The sequence below is a fragment of the Streptomyces sp. NBC_01198 genome (genome assembly GCF_036010485.1).
GTDB lineage: Bacteria > Actinomycetota > Actinomycetes > Streptomycetales > Streptomycetaceae > Actinacidiphila.
On sequence record NZ_CP108568.1, the window covers coordinates 1,460,271 to 1,476,054 of the forward strand.

Sequence of the window (15,784 nt, forward strand, 5' to 3'; positions counted from 1 at the left end):
GGAAGAACCACCGTGTCGATCAAGGTCTCCGACCACGTACTCCAGCGCCTGCGCGAATGGGACGTCGAGCACGTCTTCGCCTACGCCGGCGACGGCATCAACGGCCTGCTGGCCGCGTGGGGCCGCGCCGAGAACAAACCGCGGTTCATCCAGGCCAGGCACGAGGAGATGGCCGCCTTCCAGGCCGTCGGCTACGCCAAGTTCTCCGGCAAGGTCGGCGTCTGCGCCGCCACGTCGGGCCCCGGGGCGATCCACCTGCTCAACGGCCTGTACGACGCCAAGCTCGACCACGTCCCGGTCGTCGCCATCGTCGGCCAGACCAACCGCAGCGCGATGGGCGGCAGCTACCAGCAGGAGGTCGACCTGCTGAGCCTGTACAAGGACGTCGCGGCCGACTTCTGCGAGATGGTCACCGTCCCCGAGCAGCTGCCGAACGTCCTGGACCGGGCGATCCGCACCGCCTACGCCAAACGCACCGTCACCGCGGTGATCATCCCCGCCGACGTCCAGGAACTGGACTACTCCCCGCCCACCCACGACTTCAAGATGGTGCCCTCCAGTCTCGGCATGTCCTCCTACGCCCCCGTCCCGGCCGCACCGGACCTCCAGCAGGCCGCCGAGCTGCTCAACGCGGGCGAGAAGGTCGCGATCCTGGTCGGCCAGGGCGCGCGCGGCGCGCGCAGGGAGGTCGAGCAGGCCGCCGACCTGCTCGGCGCCGGCGTCGCCAAGGCGCTGCTCGGCAAGGACGTCCTGTCCGACGAACTCCCCTACGTCACCGGGTCGATCGGCCTGCTCGGCACCCGCCCGTCCTACGAGTTGATGCGGGACTGCGACACCCTGCTGGTGATCGGCTCCAGCTTCCCCTACACCCAGTTCCTCCCCGACTTCGGGCACGCCCGCGCCGTCCAGATCGACATCGACCCCTTCATGGTCGGGCTGCGCTACCCCTTCGAGGTCAACCTCGTCGGCGACGCGCAGGAGACCCTGCGGGCGCTGCTGCCGCACCTGGAACGCAAGGAGCACGGCGCGTGGCGGAAGACGGTGGAGAAGAACACCGCCCGCTGGTGGGAGGTCATGCAGCGGCGGGCCGCCGTCGACGCCGACCCGGTCAACCCCGAACACGTCGTCCACGCCCTCGACGACCTGCTGCCCCCCGACGTCATGCTGTCCGCGGACTCCGGCTCGTCGGCGAACTGGTACGCCCGCCACCTGCGGATGCGCGGCGACATGCGCGGCTCGCTGTCCGGCACGCTGGCCACCATGGGGCCCGGCGTCCCCTACGCCATCGGCGCCAAGTTCGCCCACCCCGACCGCCCGGCCATCGCCCTGGTCGGTGACGGCGCCATGCAGATGAACGGCATGGCCGAACTCATCACCGCCGCCAAGTACTGGCAGGACTGGACGGACCCCCGGCTGATCGTCGCCGTACTGAACAACCAGGACCTCAACCAGGTCACCTGGGAGATGCGGGCCATGGGCGGCGCCCCGCAGTTCCTGCCCTCCCAGTCCCTCCCCGACGTGGCCTACGCGGACTTCGCCCGCTCCCTCGGCCTCGGCGGCGTGCGCGTCGAGAAGCCGGAAGAAGTTCTGGACGCCTGGCAGCGGGCGCTGGCCGCCGATCGGCCGTTCGTCATCGACTTCCGCACCGACCCGGCCGTCCCGCCGATCCCTCCGCACGCGAGCTGGGACCAGATCGAAGCCGCCGCCTCCTCGATCCTGCACGGCGACAGCGACCGCGCCGGCATGGTCCGCCAAGGCCTGAAGGCCAAGGTGCAGGAGATGCTGCCCGGCCGCCACCACCGCGACGACCGCCCCGGGGCCGAGGACTGAACCCCGTGCGCCACCGAACGGTGCACAACGCCGGCCGGCTGGACGTGCCGCAGGACCAGCCGGCGCCCGGGCCGCCCCGCCCGGGCGCCGACCCGGCGGTGGACGCCGTCGAGACCGCGCCTACGCGGTGCCCACCGACTCGCCGGAGGCGGACGGCACCCTGACCTGGGACGCCGAAACCGAGTCCGGCACGAGGTCTGCGCCGGCCTGGCCACGCTCGGAATCAGCGGCCGCGGCGCCCGTCAGGCGAGGTGGGCGACGCGTGGGGGCGAGGGCTCAGTGAGCGCAGGTGGGGAGTCTGCGTGCGGCATCGGCCATGTTCGCTGCCTGGAGCGCGTGGAGGAGCCCGTAGCCGAAGGTGTCCGCGCCCGCCTGGTGGGCCTCGTCGGCCAGGGATGCCAGTGCGCGGCGGGCGACAGCGGCGTCCTGGTGGTCGCCCAGCACCTGCTGGAGCTGCTTGGTGCGCTTGCGCAGAGTGCGGGCGCGCTTGCCGCCGTAGGGCAGTGCGGTCTCGGCGGTGTGCCGGGCGCGCCGGGACGCTTTGCGCACCTGGTGCAGGGCCCGTTCGCGCTCCGGCCCTTCGCCTGCCTGCTCGGCGGCGGCCAGGCGGCGGGTGAGGCGCCGGCGGTCGGCTTCGGCCGCCTTGCGCAGCAGCTTCTTGGCGGGCTCGCGCGCCTTGCCACGCAGCGGGGGGTCGGCAAGCAGGTCGTCGAAGTCATCGAGCAGGGCGAAGTAGCGTGCCGAACCGAGGGTTTCGACGGCCGTGCGCCAGGCCGCGGTGTGCCGGGCGTCCTCCTGCTTGCGCAGTCGGCGGGCGAGCCCTTGGGCGGCGGCGCGAACGTCGGGGTCGGGGTCCTCCCGCCGTAGCCGGGACGCCTGCGCGGGAAGCCGCCGGGCCAGCACCTCGTGGTCTCGGGCGTCCGCCAGCACGCCTGTCAGCCAGTGCAGTTCGCGGGAGACGGGGTCGGTGCGCGACCGGTCCAGCACCCGCTGCCCGGCACGCAGGATGTTGCGGAGGCGTCGGGCCGCGGAGCGCATCCGGTGGAGCGCGTCGGGTGCGTCGGTGCGCGTTCCCGCGTCGGCCCGCAGGAGAGCGGAGACCTGCGTGCCGAGCCGGTCCATCACCGCCTCCCCCATCGACCCGGCCGTCATCCGCCGGGCCGCGGGCTCGGGCCCGGCGGCACCGACAGCGGCGAGTTCGTCGGCCAGGGCACGGTCGAGCTTGCGGGAGACGGTGGCGGGATGCCAGCCGGTGGCGTCGAGGCGGCGGGTTACGGCGGCCAGCAGGGCGGGGGTGCCGTCGATCAGCTCGACCTCGATCTCCGCCCACTGGGTGATCCGGGTGCCGCCCTCGCCGCCGGCCCGGTCCTTCGCGCGCGGATCGAGTGTCTGCGCGGCGACCTCGTCCTGGGCCACCTCGGCGAGGCGGCGCTCGTGCTCGTCGAGCAGCACGTGCCGCCTGCGATGGGTGCGCAGGTGCGCGACGGGCACCAACGGCCGGCCGCGCGCGTACGCCGCGGTCCTGTCGAGCAGTTCGCCGGGTACCGCGCCGGCCTTGCGCGCCTTCAGAGGGGCGTGGACCTCCAGCCGTGCGGAGGTGTCGGTCGGGAGCTTCACGTGCCAGCCGGCGTCGTGTCCGCCGCTGCGGCGGCGCAGGGTGACCCCGTGGGTGAGCAGTCGCAGGTCGGAGGTGTCGTAGTAGATGGCGTCGAGTTCCTCGGGCGGTTCCTCACGTACCCGGTCCACCGCGGCCAGCCGCCGCAGGTCCTGCGGGTCGAAGAGCCCGGTTCCCTCGAACGTCGCCTCGCGTTCGGAGTGGGCAGTCGTCATAACGGTCGGCTGCCCGACCTGGTCCCCGGCATTCACCCCGTACGGCCGTCCGCGCCCGGCAACGGTGTGACGCACCCGCCCGCCGTTCAGGCGGCCGCGGGGCGGCCGGTGTCGGCGCCCCGCACGAAATGCAGGTCCGTACCGCAGATCGCCGAGGTGGAGACCCGCACGATCGCGTCGTGTTCCCCCTGGATCTTCGGCTCGGGTACGTCGTCGAGGCGGATGTCCCCGATCGAGTGCCAGACGACAGCTTTCACAACGAGCACTCCCTCGGTCCTGGAGCGGTGGCACGAAGATGCCGCTGACCGACGCGTTTCCGTCGAGGGGTCCCGTAAACGCCGGGTGGCCGGCCGTGGCGATTGCCGGGCTGGAGGCCGGGCACCCGGATGCGTGCGCCGCCGTCGCGAAAGAGGATGGGAGCGCGCAGATGCCACCCGCGCCGTAAAGGAGTGCGCCTGATGCCCCACCGGACACCGCAGACCGACACCGTCGCCCCGCCTGCGCCTCGGACCGAGGGTGCCGAAGGATTCTCGGCGGCCGCCGCACAGCGGGAGAGTGCCGAACTCTTCTCACGATGGGTGGCCGATCTGTCGTCCGGCGCCCTGGACTGCCCGCTGCCCGGCTCGGGACGCACCGCCGAGCGGTTCGCCACGCTCAGCTCGGCGGCGGAGCGGGATCTGTGCGCGGCCCGCCTTTTCGAGGGGCACGTGGACGCCGCCGCGATCCTCGACGAACTGGGCGCGCCGGCGCCGCAGCCAGGCGAACGCTGGGGAGTGTGGGCCGCGGAGCCCCCGGGCGCGGGAGTCACCGCGACCCTGACCGGCGGCGGATGGGAACTGAGCGGCCTCAAGGCCTACTGCTCGGGCGCGCACAGCTGCACCCACGCGCTGGTGACGGCGAACACCGAGGACGGCCGCTGTCTGTTCGCCGTCGAAGTTGCGGCGAGGCACGACCAGCCCGGGAGTGGCTGCCGCCCGGTCGAAGGCTCCTGGCAGGCGTTGGGCATGGCCGGCAGCGACACCCCTGACGTGCGCTTCGACCGCGTGACCGCCGAGCCGGTCGGTGGCGTGGAGGCCTATCTGACCCGCCCCGGTTTCCAGCACGGCGGAATCGGCGTGGCGGCATGCTGGTACGGCGGTGCCCGAGCCGTCGCGAACACCCTGATGGGGCAGGCCGCCGAACGCGGCCCCGACCCGCTCACCGACGCCCACCTCGGGGCGGTGGACATCCGCCTGCACGCCGCCGACGCCGTACTGCGGCAGGCGGCCGACGAGATCGATCTCGACCCCGAGGACATCGCCGGTACGGCCGAGAAGCGCAGCCTTCGGGCCCGGGCCTTCGTGGAGTCCGTCTGCGCGGACGTCCTGACCCATGTGGGCAGGGCCACCGGCGCGGGGCCGCTGTGCCATGACGAGCGGCACGCCCGCAACGCAGCCGACCTGTCCGTTTACATCCGCCAGCACCATGGCGAACGCGATCTCGCCGCGCTCGGCCGCCTGATCGCCGACAAGGAGCAGTCGTGACCGAAGAGACCCGCCGGCCGCCCTCATACGCCAACCCCATCCAGGCGCCGGGCACCGACGAAGGACGATGGCTGGCCTGGGACGGGATCGGTAAGCTGCCGGAGGCCGAACTCCCCCACCGCGGACGAGTCGTGGTGGTCGCGGCCCATCCGGACGACGAGGTGCTCGGGGCCGGCGGCATGGTGGCCCGTTTCGCCGCCGCGGGAGTGGCCGTCACAGTCGTGTCGATCACCGACGGGGAACGCTCGCACCCGGAGAGCGGAGCCCTCACCAGCTCGGACCTGGCGCGGCGGCGCGCATCGGAACTCCGCGCCGCCTTGGCCGCTCTGGGCGCGAACTCGGCCGACATCGTGCGACTGAAGGTGCCGGACACCGAGGTCGCCTTCCACGAGGACACTGTGGCGACGGCCTTGAGTGACGTGCTGAGGGGCGCCGAGCTGTGCCTGGCCCCGTGGATCGGCGACCTCCACGGCGACCACGAGGCGGCGGGGCGGGCCGCGTTGACGGCCGCACGTGAGGCCGAGGTGCGGTGCCTGATGTATCCGGTGTGGATGTGGCACTGGGCCCGGCCGGATGATCCGCGGATCCCCTGGTCCTCGGCCCTGCGTGTCGATCTGACGCCGGCCGAGGCGGCAGCGAAGCGCTCCGCCGCGCAGCGATTCGTCAGCCAGATCGAACCGCTGGGCCCGGAGCCGCAGGACGCCGCGATCCTGCCGCCGGAGGAACTCGCCCATCATCTGCGCGATGCCGAAGTGGTTTTCGAATGACCCGCACCGAGCGGACAGGAACACCGGCCAGGTACTTCGAGACCATGTATGAGCGGGCCGACGACCCCTGGCACCTGGCGGAGCGCTGGTACGAGGAGCGCAAATACGCCCTCACAGTGGCGGCACTCCCACTGCCGCGCTATCGCCGGGCGTTCGAGCCGGCCTGCTCCGTGGGCGAGCTGACCCGGCGACTGGCCGGCCGCTGCGACGAGCTGCTGGCGGGCGACCGGGTGGCCTCCGCCGTCGCGACGGCACGGAAACGCACGGCGGAGCTGGACCACGTCACGGTACGGCAGCTCACCGTGCCCGAGGAGTGGCCGGACGGCACCTTCGACCTTATCGTCCTGTCCGAGATCCTCTACTACCTCGACGGCGGCACCACCGATCGGCTGCTGGACCGCGCTCTCGGTGCCCTCGAGCCCGGCGGCACGCTGGTGACCGTGCACTGGGACCGCCCGGTGGCGGAACACCTGGCCACCGGCACCGGCGTCGCCGACCGCCTCGCCTCCGTACCCGGCCTCCGGTTGCTCGCCGACCACCGTGAGCCGGACTTCGTCCTGCAGGTCCACGGGCGCGATCTCCACGACGGCACGCCTGCGCCGACGCCGGCCGAGCACGGGGGCCTGGTGTGAGGTTCCGCGCCGCGGCCGTCGTCATCCCCGCCCACAACGAGGAGGAGCTTCTTCCCACCTGCCTCGCGGCGGTGTCCATCGCGGCGGGGCAGCCCCAGCTGGCGGGCGTACACGTGCTGACGGTGGTCGTCGCCGACGCCTGCCGGGACCGCACCGCGGACATCGCCCGCCAAGCCGGGGCGCTCGTGGTGCCGGCGCACGGGCCCAACCCGGGGAAGGCACGGGCCATCGGTACCGAACGCGCACTGCGGGAGTTGGGCACCCCGGACAGTGAGACATGGATCGCGGCGACCGACGCCGACAGCGAGGTCCCCCCGCAGTGGCTGGTCCACCACGCGCAGAGCGCGGCCGAAGGGTGGGAAGCCGTGGTCGGAACCGTGACCGTCCGGACCACGGCCGCGGTGGCCCGGCGCCACCAGGCCGACTACGAGGCGACCCGCCCGCGTGATGGGGCCCCATGGCAGCATCCTCACGTACATGGCGCCAATCTGGGCCTCACCGCCCGCGCCTACTGTGACATCGGCGGCTTCCTCCCGCTGGACGTCGGTGAGGACCGGGCGCTGGTCGCGGCGCTGGAGAGCCGGGGCCACCGGGTGCTGCGCTCCGCGGTATCGCCCGTCGTCACGTCCGCCCGGCCACACGGCCGCGCACGAGCCGGTTTCGCGAACCACATGGCCGCACTGCTCAGCGGCCCGCCTCCGGCCGCAGACGAGGAATCGGCGAGCTGAACGCTCGTCGACCCCCGCCTCGGGGTTCTCGGCCCTCGGCGGATGCCGCACGTGACGTGCCTTCCCTGCCGTGCCTGCAGGTCGTCGATCTGTGCGCGAAGAACGTCGGCCAGGGCCCGGGCGGCACCTTCCTGGAGGTCCAGGCGGTCAACAGACGCCGTACCGGGCGCCAGGGGGTTCTGCCCTCACCCATGTCATCCGGCGAACACAGAACGAATCAAAGACTTACAAACCTCTTAGGCTTGTTTTGCGAGGTCCCCAGGACCCAACGCGGCTGGCCCAGGATGGCGCGGTGACATGCTCCACCGCGACGGGGTGTCAGTAGTCGGCGGGGGCCGCGCTCGGAGTTCGTCAGGAGCCGGTGGTGAGGCGGGGCAGGATCTCGGTGCGGTAGAAGTCGAAGAACTGCCGCTGGTCCGAGCCGATCTGATTGACGTACACCTCGTCGAAGCCGGCGTTCGCGTAGGCGGCGACGGCGTCGACGTGCTCGCGGGTGTCGTCGCCGCAGACCACCGCGTCCGCGATCATCTCCTCGGTGACCAGGGTGCTCGCCTGCTGGAAGTGCTCGGGGGTGGGCAGGAGCTGCGCCAGCTCGCCGGGCAGCTGCTCATTGGGCCAGAGTCGGTGCACGGTCTTCACCGCGCGCTGCCGGTCGGTGTCCCAGCACACCTTCAGGCCGCCGAGGACCGGCTTGTCGCCGCCGCCGGCCTTGCGGAACCGCTCCACGATCGACGCGTCGGGCTGCATCGTCACGAATCCGTCGCCGATCCGTCCGGCAAGGTCCGCGGCGCGCGGCCCGAAGCCGGAGACGTACACCGGCACCGGCTCCTCCGGGACGGTGTACAGGCGCGCGTTCTCCACCGTGTAGTGGGTGCCGCGGTGCGAGACTCGTTCACCGGTGAACAGCTTCCTGACCACATCCACCGCCTCTTCCAGCATCTCCAGCCGCACGTCCGCATCGGGCCAGTCGTCACCGAGGATGTGCTCGTTGAGCGCCTCACCGCTGCCCACCCCGAACCGGAACCCTCCCCCGGTGAGCACCGCGGCGGTGGCCGCCGCCTGCGCGTTGAGCGCCGGGTGCATCCGGACGGTAGGGCAGGTCACCAAGGTGGTGATCGGCAGCGACGTCACCTGGGAGAGAGCACCGATCATCGACCAGACGAAGGAGCCCTCCCCCTGCTCGTCGTTCCAGGGATGGAAGTGGTCCGAGATGGCGAGCGCCTGGAAGCCTGCCTCCTCCGCCATCCGGGCCTGGTCGAGAAGGTCACGCGGAGCGAACTCCTCCGAGGAGAGGAAGTAGCCGAAGCGGGTCACGGAAGTCCCTGTCTGTAGTCATGTTCCGGTCCTGGCCGAGCTGTGGCGGGGGGCGACAACACCGGAGCTGTGGTGGGCCCCGGCCACTGCCGACGGGGCGAGGAGGCGAGCAGGCTGTCCGGATGCCCTCGAAATGCAGCTGTACGCAGGTGCACAGGCTCCCGGCACAAGATCACGGCCGACGGGCCCGGACGGTGTCAGCTCTGCACGGCGAGTACCAGGCAGAGGACCACGACGCCCGGATCCAAGCAGGCGAGCAGTCGTCGTCACAGCCGGCGGAGTCGGCTCCACCCGCTTCGCCCCGCTGACCGACGACGTCACGGTGGATGTCGCCGTGATCGGCGGCCGCATCGCGTGCCGCTACTCCGCATGGGAGCTTGCCGCGTCGGGCCGCTCCGTCACCGTGCTCGAAGGGGACCGGATCGCTGCTGACGCCAGCGGCTGCGCCACAGCGAACTGACAGCCCAGCACAGTCTGGTCCACGAACGGCTGCGCCGCACCCGCGGCCCGGAGCCGCCGCCCTGACCGTCGGAGACACGACCCATCCACGAACGGTCGAGGGTCCCCGGCGCCTCTCCGAGGGCGAGGTTGCCGCCCCGCTGGACACTGGCGTGGCGCCGCAGCGGATGTACATCACGGAGGGCATGACCGTGGCCCGCCAGGGCAGGGAGATCCGATACCGCGCAGCTGACCAGCCGGTGCGTGTAGGAGCCACGAGGAGGCCAGGGTGTTCGACGGGTTCGAAGAGGAGCAGGTCGACGTCGGTGACGCGTCGGTCTTCGTCCGCTTCGGCGGAGACGGTCCGCCGGTGGTGCTGCTGCACGGTCATCCCCGCACGTCGGCGACATGGCACCGGGTCGCCCCGCGGCTCGTGGCAGCAGGTCACACCGTGGTCTGCCCGGATCTGCGGGGCTACGGGCGTTCCAGAGGACCGCGGTTCACCGCCGACCACGCGGGCTACTCCAAGCGTGCGGTCGCCGGGGACGTGGTGGCTGTCATGCGCCACCTCGGATACCACCGGTTCGCGCTCGTGGGGCACGACCGCGGCGGCGCCGTGGCGCTGCGGCTCACGCTGGACCACCCTGACACGGTCTCCCGGGTGGCGTTCCTGGACTGTCTCCCGTTGACGGAGCACCTGTCGCGGATCACCGCGGAATTCGCCACGCAATGGTGGCACTGGTTCTTCTTCGCCCAGCCGGACATCCCCGAGCGGGTCATCACCGCCGACCCCGACAGCTGGTACCGCGGCGATCCCGAGGCCATGGGCCGGGAGAACCACCGCGAATGGCGGGAAGCCACCCGCAACCCCGACGTGGTGCGGGCGATGCTCGAGGACTACCGCGCCGGCCTCAGCGTCGACCGGCAGCACGAGGAGTGCGACCGGGAAGCCGGCAGGCGCGTCACCTGCCCGACGCTCGCCCTGTGGTCCCTGCGGGACGACCTGGAAGATCTCTACGGCGATCCCCTCAGCATCTGGCGCCGGTGGGCCACCGACGTCCGCGGGCACGGCATCGACTCCGGCCACCATGTCGCCGAGCAGGCCCCCGAAGCCCTGGCCGCCGCCCTCACTGACTTCCTTCGACCCGCTCCGACCATTCCAACCGGATCCGCGGGGTGACCCGCAACCGGCCCCCTCCCCCGCGGATCCCCGCCGGCGGACGCCTGAACCGTTCCGGGTTCGGTGGAGGCTCGATTCTTTGAGAGGATCGAGTCATGGCACGTCCCTCCCCCTATCCCGCTGAGCTGCGGCGTCGTGCGGTGCGCATGGTCGCCGAGGTACGCCCCGACTATGAGACCGAGTGGGCCGCGATGAAGGCCGTCGCGACCAAGCTCGGCATCGGCACGGCCGAGACAGTGCGCCAGTGGGTCCGGCGCGACCAGATCGACTCCGGAACCCGGCCCGGGACGACAACGGAAGAATCAGCCCAGGTCAGAGCCCTGAAGAAGGAAGTCGCCGAGCTCAAGCGGGCGAACGAGATCATCTAAGTCGGCTTTCTTCGCGGCCGAGCTCGACCGGCCACATCTTCGCTCGCGACCTTCATCAACGAGCACCGGGACCGCTTCGGCGGCGTCGAGCCTATCTGCACCGTGCTCACCGGGCACGGCATCACCTACTACGCCGCCAGGGCCCGCCCGCCCTCGGCCCGAACCGTGCGCGACACGGAGCTGAAAGCCCTGGTCCAGGAGGTGTTCGAGGCCAACTACCGCGTGTACGGGGCCCGCAATATCTTGCACCACCTGCGCCGGCAGGGCCACCAGGTCGCCCGCTGCACGGTCGAGCGGCTGATGCGCCAGCTCGGCATCACCGGCGCGGTCCGCGGGAAGAAGATCGTCACCACTGTCCAGGACCGGGCGGCCGAGCGGGCCCCGGACCTGGTCGATCGCGACTTCGTCGCCAAGGCTCCGAAGCGGACCTGGGTCGCGGACTTCACCCATGTCGCGGCGTGGGCCGGCACGGTCTATGTCGCCTTCGTCGTCGACACTTTCTTCCGCCGCATCGTCGGCTGGTCCGCGGCCACCACCAAACACACCGAACTCGTCCTGGCCACAGTGGAGATGGGCCTGTGGCAGCGCGACCGAGAAGGCAACCGCCACCAGCCGGGCCAGTTGGTGCACCACAGCTATGCCGGGTCGCAATACACCTCTTTCGCCCTCGCTGAACATCTTCAGCGAGAGGGCATCGCGGCCTCCATCGGATCCGTCGGCGACGCATACGACAACGCCCTGATGGAATCCACGATCGGCTTGTTCAAGACCGAGCTGATCAAGCCCCGCCGGCCATGGAGAGCTCCGTCCGACGTCGAACTGGCCACCGCCGAGTGGGTCGACTGGTACAACCACCACCGCCTGCACGGTGAAACAGGCCACATCCCGCCCGCAGAATTCGAAGGCAACTACCACCTGACCGACAAGAAACACCAGGTCACAGTCAAGATCTAGAGTCTCCACCAGACCCGGAGCGGTTCAAGGGCCCCTTGGTCGACCAAGCAGACATCTTCCCCGACCTGGCCAACCCGTCGTTTCAGGACGAAGCCAACGAGGCCAACCACCGCTTCATCATTGAGAGCGTCGGCCAGTAGGCGTGGGCAAGGACGGAGAGGGCGGCACGACGGAGACGGCTTTGATGATCATGGAGTCGTCAACGCTATGTGACCACCTGGGGGGTTCGTGTCCGTCGTGCCCGCGTCCATCATCGACCCGATCCGTGAGGAGTTCCTGAGGCTGGTCCCAGCCCGGCCCGATTCGCACCCACAGGGGGTGCCACAACCCGCGGATCGCGGACGCTGGCTCTGTTCACAAGAACGGGTTCTGACACAGGTTCTGTGCTTGTCATTTATCCAGTCGGCGGGGCTTGGTGCCCTTCTTGTGGGCGGGTCCGATGTACGCCTTCGCCCGTTGCGAGGACCCGTCCCACGTCGTGACGGGTTGCCGAACGGCTGTTTCTTGAACCCAGTGGGCGGCCGGGGCCAGGTCGGGAGGGTTTGGACGCACGCGCTGGCGTCGGGGTCTGAGCGTGGAGGTTTCTGAACCCGGTTCAGGCGGGGGGTCGTGGTCACCCGCGCAGTGTGCTGCCCGGCCTCGGCGGTCCGGGCCGGTTCACCGGCGGTAGCAGTGGCTTAACCGCTCTGTTCTGGTGAGCTGAAACAACCAGCCTGGCCCTGCCAGCCACGTCCAGGACAAAGCTCACCGCCTAGCCCCACCGCCCGATGTGCCAGCGCCTCCACCTGGACAGTGGTCGTAGCCGGCCGGGCTCCCGCCTCGGATACCGTGTTCCTCTACGGGGTGCCATAACGGATGTGACGCCCCCCACCGGAGGTAGTCAGCGTATGAGTTCAAAGCGCAGCAAGAATCCAGCCCTGCCCGTACTCGACGACGCATTCCGACTCGCGTCGGTCAAGGACGCCGAAGAGTCCACCCGTGACTTGGCCGCGCGGCTGGCCACCACCGAGCTGCGCCGCGTTTCCCACCCGGGCCGGGTCACCTGGGAGCCCACTGATCAGGCCGAGCCCGTACCGGTCCCGCCGACTGTGATCGACGGTGACGGGGACCTGTGGCTGCGGGACCGGGGCACTGGCACCTGGACCATGCCCGAGTTCAACCCGAAGGAGTTCCCGGCCCGCTGTGGCGAGGCCCTGACGTGGAACCAGCTTGCCCGCGAGTTCGGCCCGCTGACCGCACTGGCCGACGACCGCCGCATCGGCGGCGGCCGGCGCTGACCGCGCGGCCTTCTGGGATGACCGCGCCCCCGAAGCGCCCGTTACGGGTAGCTGGGAGCTCCAGCTCACCGCCGAGCTCGACGATGGCGGCGAGCAGGTGAGCGTGGTGGTGGCCTGCGACGGCCTCGAGCAGCGTGGTGCGGACCTGGCGCCACCCGATGTCCTCGGTGCGGCCGGCGTCGGTGGACCAGCCGGGTAGCGGTCGGCCTTCCGTTGCCGTCGTAAGCGCGCGGCCCAGCTCGCCGATCGACTGCCGCCAGTCGGCCAACTTGCCGAGCAGGCCGCGCACCAGCTCGTCGAGGGCGCCCCCCGGGCCGGCGCCGAAGGCCCGCGCTTCGGATGCGGCCTTGGCGGGGACGTCTTCGTCCGGGATGCAGAGCGGGCTTGTGAGCGGCTGGTCGTCGAGATCGTCCACCGGCTCAACCTCGGGAACCCGGGCTCGGTGGCGGACCTCTTCACGGTGTCCGCAGAGGTCACGGTAACCGGGATGTTGGTGCATATACGGCGTGGCAGTCGGTCTGCGGGCCGGTTGCCGAAGTAGGTGCGCAGGACGTCGCGACCCGCAATGCGGCGGTCTCCGGCGGGCCATTCCAAGGTGCCGTCCAGCGCCGCCAGCACCTACTTCACCACGTACCGTGTCGACGGCTACAGCAAGGGCCTCGTACCGCCTCCGACCCTGCCCCTGCCCCTGCCCCTGCCCCTGCCGATAACCCCATCCACCCTGGTGGGAGGGTGTGTGCGCGATGCGGCATGTCCGGGTAGGGGCGGCGCCGTGGCCTGCAAGGTGGTGCCAGGGAATGACGATCAACTGTGCTGCTTCGACTGGCCTATCTGACCGTGACGAACGCGCTCGCGATGCTGCGCCTGCTCTCCATGAGCGATCGGGAGCGAGATAAGGGGATCCTCGCGCTGCGGCATGAGCTCATGGTGCTCGAATCATGGTGCTCGAACGTCAACTCGGTGACGAGCGTGCCCGGTTCACAGCGAGCGATCGAGCGTTCCTGGCAGCCCTGCTCCACCGGTTGCCCTGGGACGTACTACGGAGACTTCGGCTGCTGATACGCCCGGACACGGTGCTCCGCTGGCACCGCGACCTGGTCGCACGTCGTCACGCCGCCATGTCCAGGCCGAAGCGTCCCGGACGACCACGAACCATGCCGCTCCGTCAGGCTCCTGGTGCTACGGCTCGCCCGGGAGAACCCCAACTGGGGATACCGCCGCATCCACGGCGAACTCCTCGTCCTGAACGTGAAAGTCGCCGCATCCACCATCTGGGAGATCCTCCAAGACGCCGGCATCGACCCGGCACCCGACCGGGCCTCCAGCACATGGGCAGACTTCCTGCGCTCCCAGACCGACACCCTGCCGGCCTGGGACTTCCTCGAGACCGTCACCCCGTCCGGGGCGCCACTCTACGTGTTCGCGGTGATCGAGCACGCCAGCCGCAGGATCCGGATCCTCGGCGCCACCGCCCACCCGACCCAGGTATGGGTGACGCAAGCCGCGAGGAACCTCGTCATGGACCTCGAGGACGCCGATTGCCGGGCGAGGTTCCTGATCCGCGACCGGGACGGGAAGTTTCCCGCCCTGTTCGACACCATCCTCAACGACGCGGGGATCCAGGTTGTACTCAGCGGCGTCCGAACCCCGCGCATGAACGCGATCATGGAACAGGGGGCACCTCCCGCCGAAGGCAGGGGGCGGGTGCAGACCTGCCGACGGGAATTCCTGGACCGCACCCTGATCTGGAACCAGCACCACCTGGTCCACGCCCTGCGAGAGTTCGAGGAGCACTACAACTCCCACCGACCGCATCAGGGCATCGCGAACGCCCGTCCCCTCCAACCACCGCCGATACCGGCCGCGAATACGAGGCAGACCAACCACCGCGACATCCGACGACGCGACCGCCTCGGCGGCACCTCCACGATTACGAACATGCAGCCTGACCTGCACGGATGACATTTTCGGCAGGAGCAGCGTTGCCGCGGACTGCCCGTCAGTTGCCTGCCGTGTGCTGGAATGCGGTGCGGTGGTGTTCGGCGTTGATGCGCTGGGCTTCTTCGAGCTGGTCTTCGAGGATGACAATGCGGCAGGCGGCCTCGATCGGGGTGCCCTGGTCGACGAGTTCCCTGGCGCGGGCGGCGATGCGCAGCTGGTAGCGGGAGTAGCGGCGGTGGCCGCCGGCCGAGCGCAGCGGGGTGATGAGGCGGGCTTCGCCGATGGCGCGCAGGAAGCCCTGGGTGGTGCCGAGTATCTCGGCGGCCCGGCCCATGGTGTAGGCGGGGTAGTCGTCGTCATCGAGCCGGTTGAACGAGTCGTCTGCTGTCATCTTGCCTCTCTGTGGAACGCGCTGGAGGGGCCCTGGTGCCGTACTGGCACCAGGGCCCCGAAGGAACTGCTACACCATCTGCCGGCCCTAGTACTGCACCGGCCTACTGTGTCCGCACGGCCACCGGGAGAAGTGGCGGCGTGTGCGGGGATCGCGGTTGCTTGACCGGAGACCACCTCACTATCGATGTCCTGCGGTACCCGGGCTCAACACTCCGCCCGGGCGATCCTGATGGCGCCTCGGCTCCTCCGTTCTTTCCCTCTGGATGAACTGCCTCCCAAACGGGCACTGCACACTGTGGGTACTTCCGGTGATGCGAACTGCTCGTGGCCTTGAGCAAGCGCCACTCTTCGGCAGCCAGCCCCGTCGCCCGTCCTGCATCTGCTCTGGCTTGGAACCCCACTGCCGAACCTCCCGGTACGCGCGTCCGCAGCCGACGCCTTTACCGAGGTACCGCTCACTGAACTCACTGCTGGGTACCGCGAACTGCACTCACCGAACTGCGACTGCGTTACTGCTCATGGCGGCCCCTGATCACTGCGGGCCCCCCGGTCCGGTCGTCAGCCCCGTCGCCGTCAGGCAACCACTCTGGCTTCGGAACTCCACCACCG

The 15,784-nt window shown here is 70.5% G+C and carries 12 protein-coding genes and 2 pseudogenes; 10 read left to right on the forward strand and 4 right to left on the reverse strand.

The genetic code is table 11. The features are described 5' to 3' along the window. Nucleotides 1–12 precede the first annotated feature (12 nt). On the forward strand, nucleotides 13–1,830 hold the full coding sequence (locus OG702_RS06575; RefSeq protein ID WP_327287923.1) for a thiamine pyrophosphate-requiring protein: 1,818 nt from the start codon (nucleotides 13–15) through the stop codon (nucleotides 1,828–1,830). Between the two features lie 276 nt (nucleotides 1,831–2,106). On the opposite strand, the gene OG702_RS06580 is transcribed toward OG702_RS06575, so the two are convergent. Both OG702_RS06580 and OG702_RS06585 read right to left on the reverse strand, forming a co-directional pair. After that, nucleotides 2,107–3,660: a CYTH and CHAD domain-containing protein gene (locus tag OG702_RS06580; RefSeq protein WP_327287924.1), complete on the reverse strand. Its 1,554-nt coding sequence runs from the start codon at nucleotides 3,658–3,660 to the stop codon at nucleotides 2,107–2,109. An 86-nt stretch (nucleotides 3,661–3,746) separates the two neighbouring features. Next, a complete protein-coding gene (locus tag OG702_RS06585; RefSeq protein ID WP_327287925.1) occupies nucleotides 3,747–3,917 on the reverse strand; it encodes an alcohol dehydrogenase catalytic domain-containing protein in 171 nt (56 codons plus the stop codon). Between the two features lie 201 nt (nucleotides 3,918–4,118). Here OG702_RS06585 and OG702_RS06590 point away from each other — a divergent pair, with 201 nt between their 5' ends. From OG702_RS06590 to OG702_RS06605, 4 genes are read left to right on the forward strand one after another with little or no spacing between them, the layout of a single operon-like run. Next, a complete protein-coding gene (locus OG702_RS06590; RefSeq protein WP_327287926.1) occupies nucleotides 4,119–5,183 on the forward strand; it encodes an acyl-CoA dehydrogenase in 1,065 nt (354 codons plus the stop codon). Then, the gene (locus tag OG702_RS06595) at nucleotides 5,180–5,950 is read left to right on the forward strand and encodes a PIG-L deacetylase family protein (protein WP_327287927.1); all 771 of its coding nucleotides are present in this window, start codon (nucleotides 5,180–5,182) and stop codon (nucleotides 5,948–5,950) included. Before OG702_RS06590 ends, OG702_RS06595 begins: the two co-directional genes overlap by 4 nt. Further along, a complete protein-coding gene (locus OG702_RS06600) occupies nucleotides 5,947–6,582 on the forward strand; it encodes a class I SAM-dependent methyltransferase (protein WP_327287928.1) in 636 nt (211 codons plus the stop codon). The genes OG702_RS06595 and OG702_RS06600 overlap by 4 nt, the downstream gene beginning before the upstream one ends. Continuing rightward, complete coding sequence (locus OG702_RS06605; protein WP_327287929.1) at nucleotides 6,579–7,310, forward strand: glycosyltransferase; 732 nt, start codon at nucleotides 6,579–6,581, stop codon at nucleotides 7,308–7,310. The genes OG702_RS06600 and OG702_RS06605 overlap by 4 nt, the downstream gene beginning before the upstream one ends. Nucleotides 7,311–7,661: 351 nt before the next feature. Here the strand turns inward: OG702_RS06605 and OG702_RS06610 are convergent, their stop codons facing one another. Further along, nucleotides 7,662–8,624 carry a TIGR03557 family F420-dependent LLM class oxidoreductase gene (locus OG702_RS06610; protein ID WP_327287930.1) on the reverse strand — a complete coding sequence of 321 codons (963 nt, stop codon included), beginning with the start codon at nucleotides 8,622–8,624 and terminating at the stop codon, nucleotides 7,662–7,664. 322 nt (nucleotides 8,625–8,946) lie between these two features. Between OG702_RS06610 and OG702_RS06615 the strand changes: the two genes are divergently transcribed. From OG702_RS06615 to OG702_RS06650, 5 genes and pseudogenes are all read left to right on the forward strand, one after another. Beyond that, nucleotides 8,947–9,084, forward strand: coding sequence for a hypothetical protein (locus OG702_RS06615; RefSeq protein WP_327287931.1), 138 nt, complete (start codon nucleotides 8,947–8,949; stop codon nucleotides 9,082–9,084). Between the two features lie 267 nt (nucleotides 9,085–9,351). Then, nucleotides 9,352–10,242 carry an alpha/beta fold hydrolase gene (locus OG702_RS06620; protein WP_327287932.1) on the forward strand — a complete coding sequence of 297 codons (891 nt, stop codon included), beginning with the start codon at nucleotides 9,352–9,354 and terminating at the stop codon, nucleotides 10,240–10,242. Nucleotides 10,243–10,337: 95 nt separating this feature from the next. After that, nucleotides 10,338–11,564: pseudogene (locus OG702_RS06625) on the forward strand (IS3 family transposase). Nucleotides 11,565–12,451: 887 nt separating this feature from the next. Next, nucleotides 12,452–12,841 carry a hypothetical protein gene (locus OG702_RS06640; protein ID WP_327287933.1) on the forward strand — a complete coding sequence of 130 codons (390 nt, stop codon included), beginning with the start codon at nucleotides 12,452–12,454 and terminating at the stop codon, nucleotides 12,839–12,841. 810 nt (nucleotides 12,842–13,651) lie between these two features. Next, nucleotides 13,652–14,790: pseudogene (locus OG702_RS06650) on the forward strand (integrase). 50 nt (nucleotides 14,791–14,840) lie between these two features. On the opposite strand, the gene OG702_RS06655 reads toward OG702_RS06650, so the two are convergent. Next, the gene (locus tag OG702_RS06655) at nucleotides 14,841–15,173 is read right to left on the reverse strand and encodes a helix-turn-helix domain-containing protein (RefSeq protein ID WP_327287934.1); all 333 of its coding nucleotides are present in this window, start codon (nucleotides 15,171–15,173) and stop codon (nucleotides 14,841–14,843) included. Between the last annotated feature and the right edge of the window lie 611 nt (nucleotides 15,174–15,784).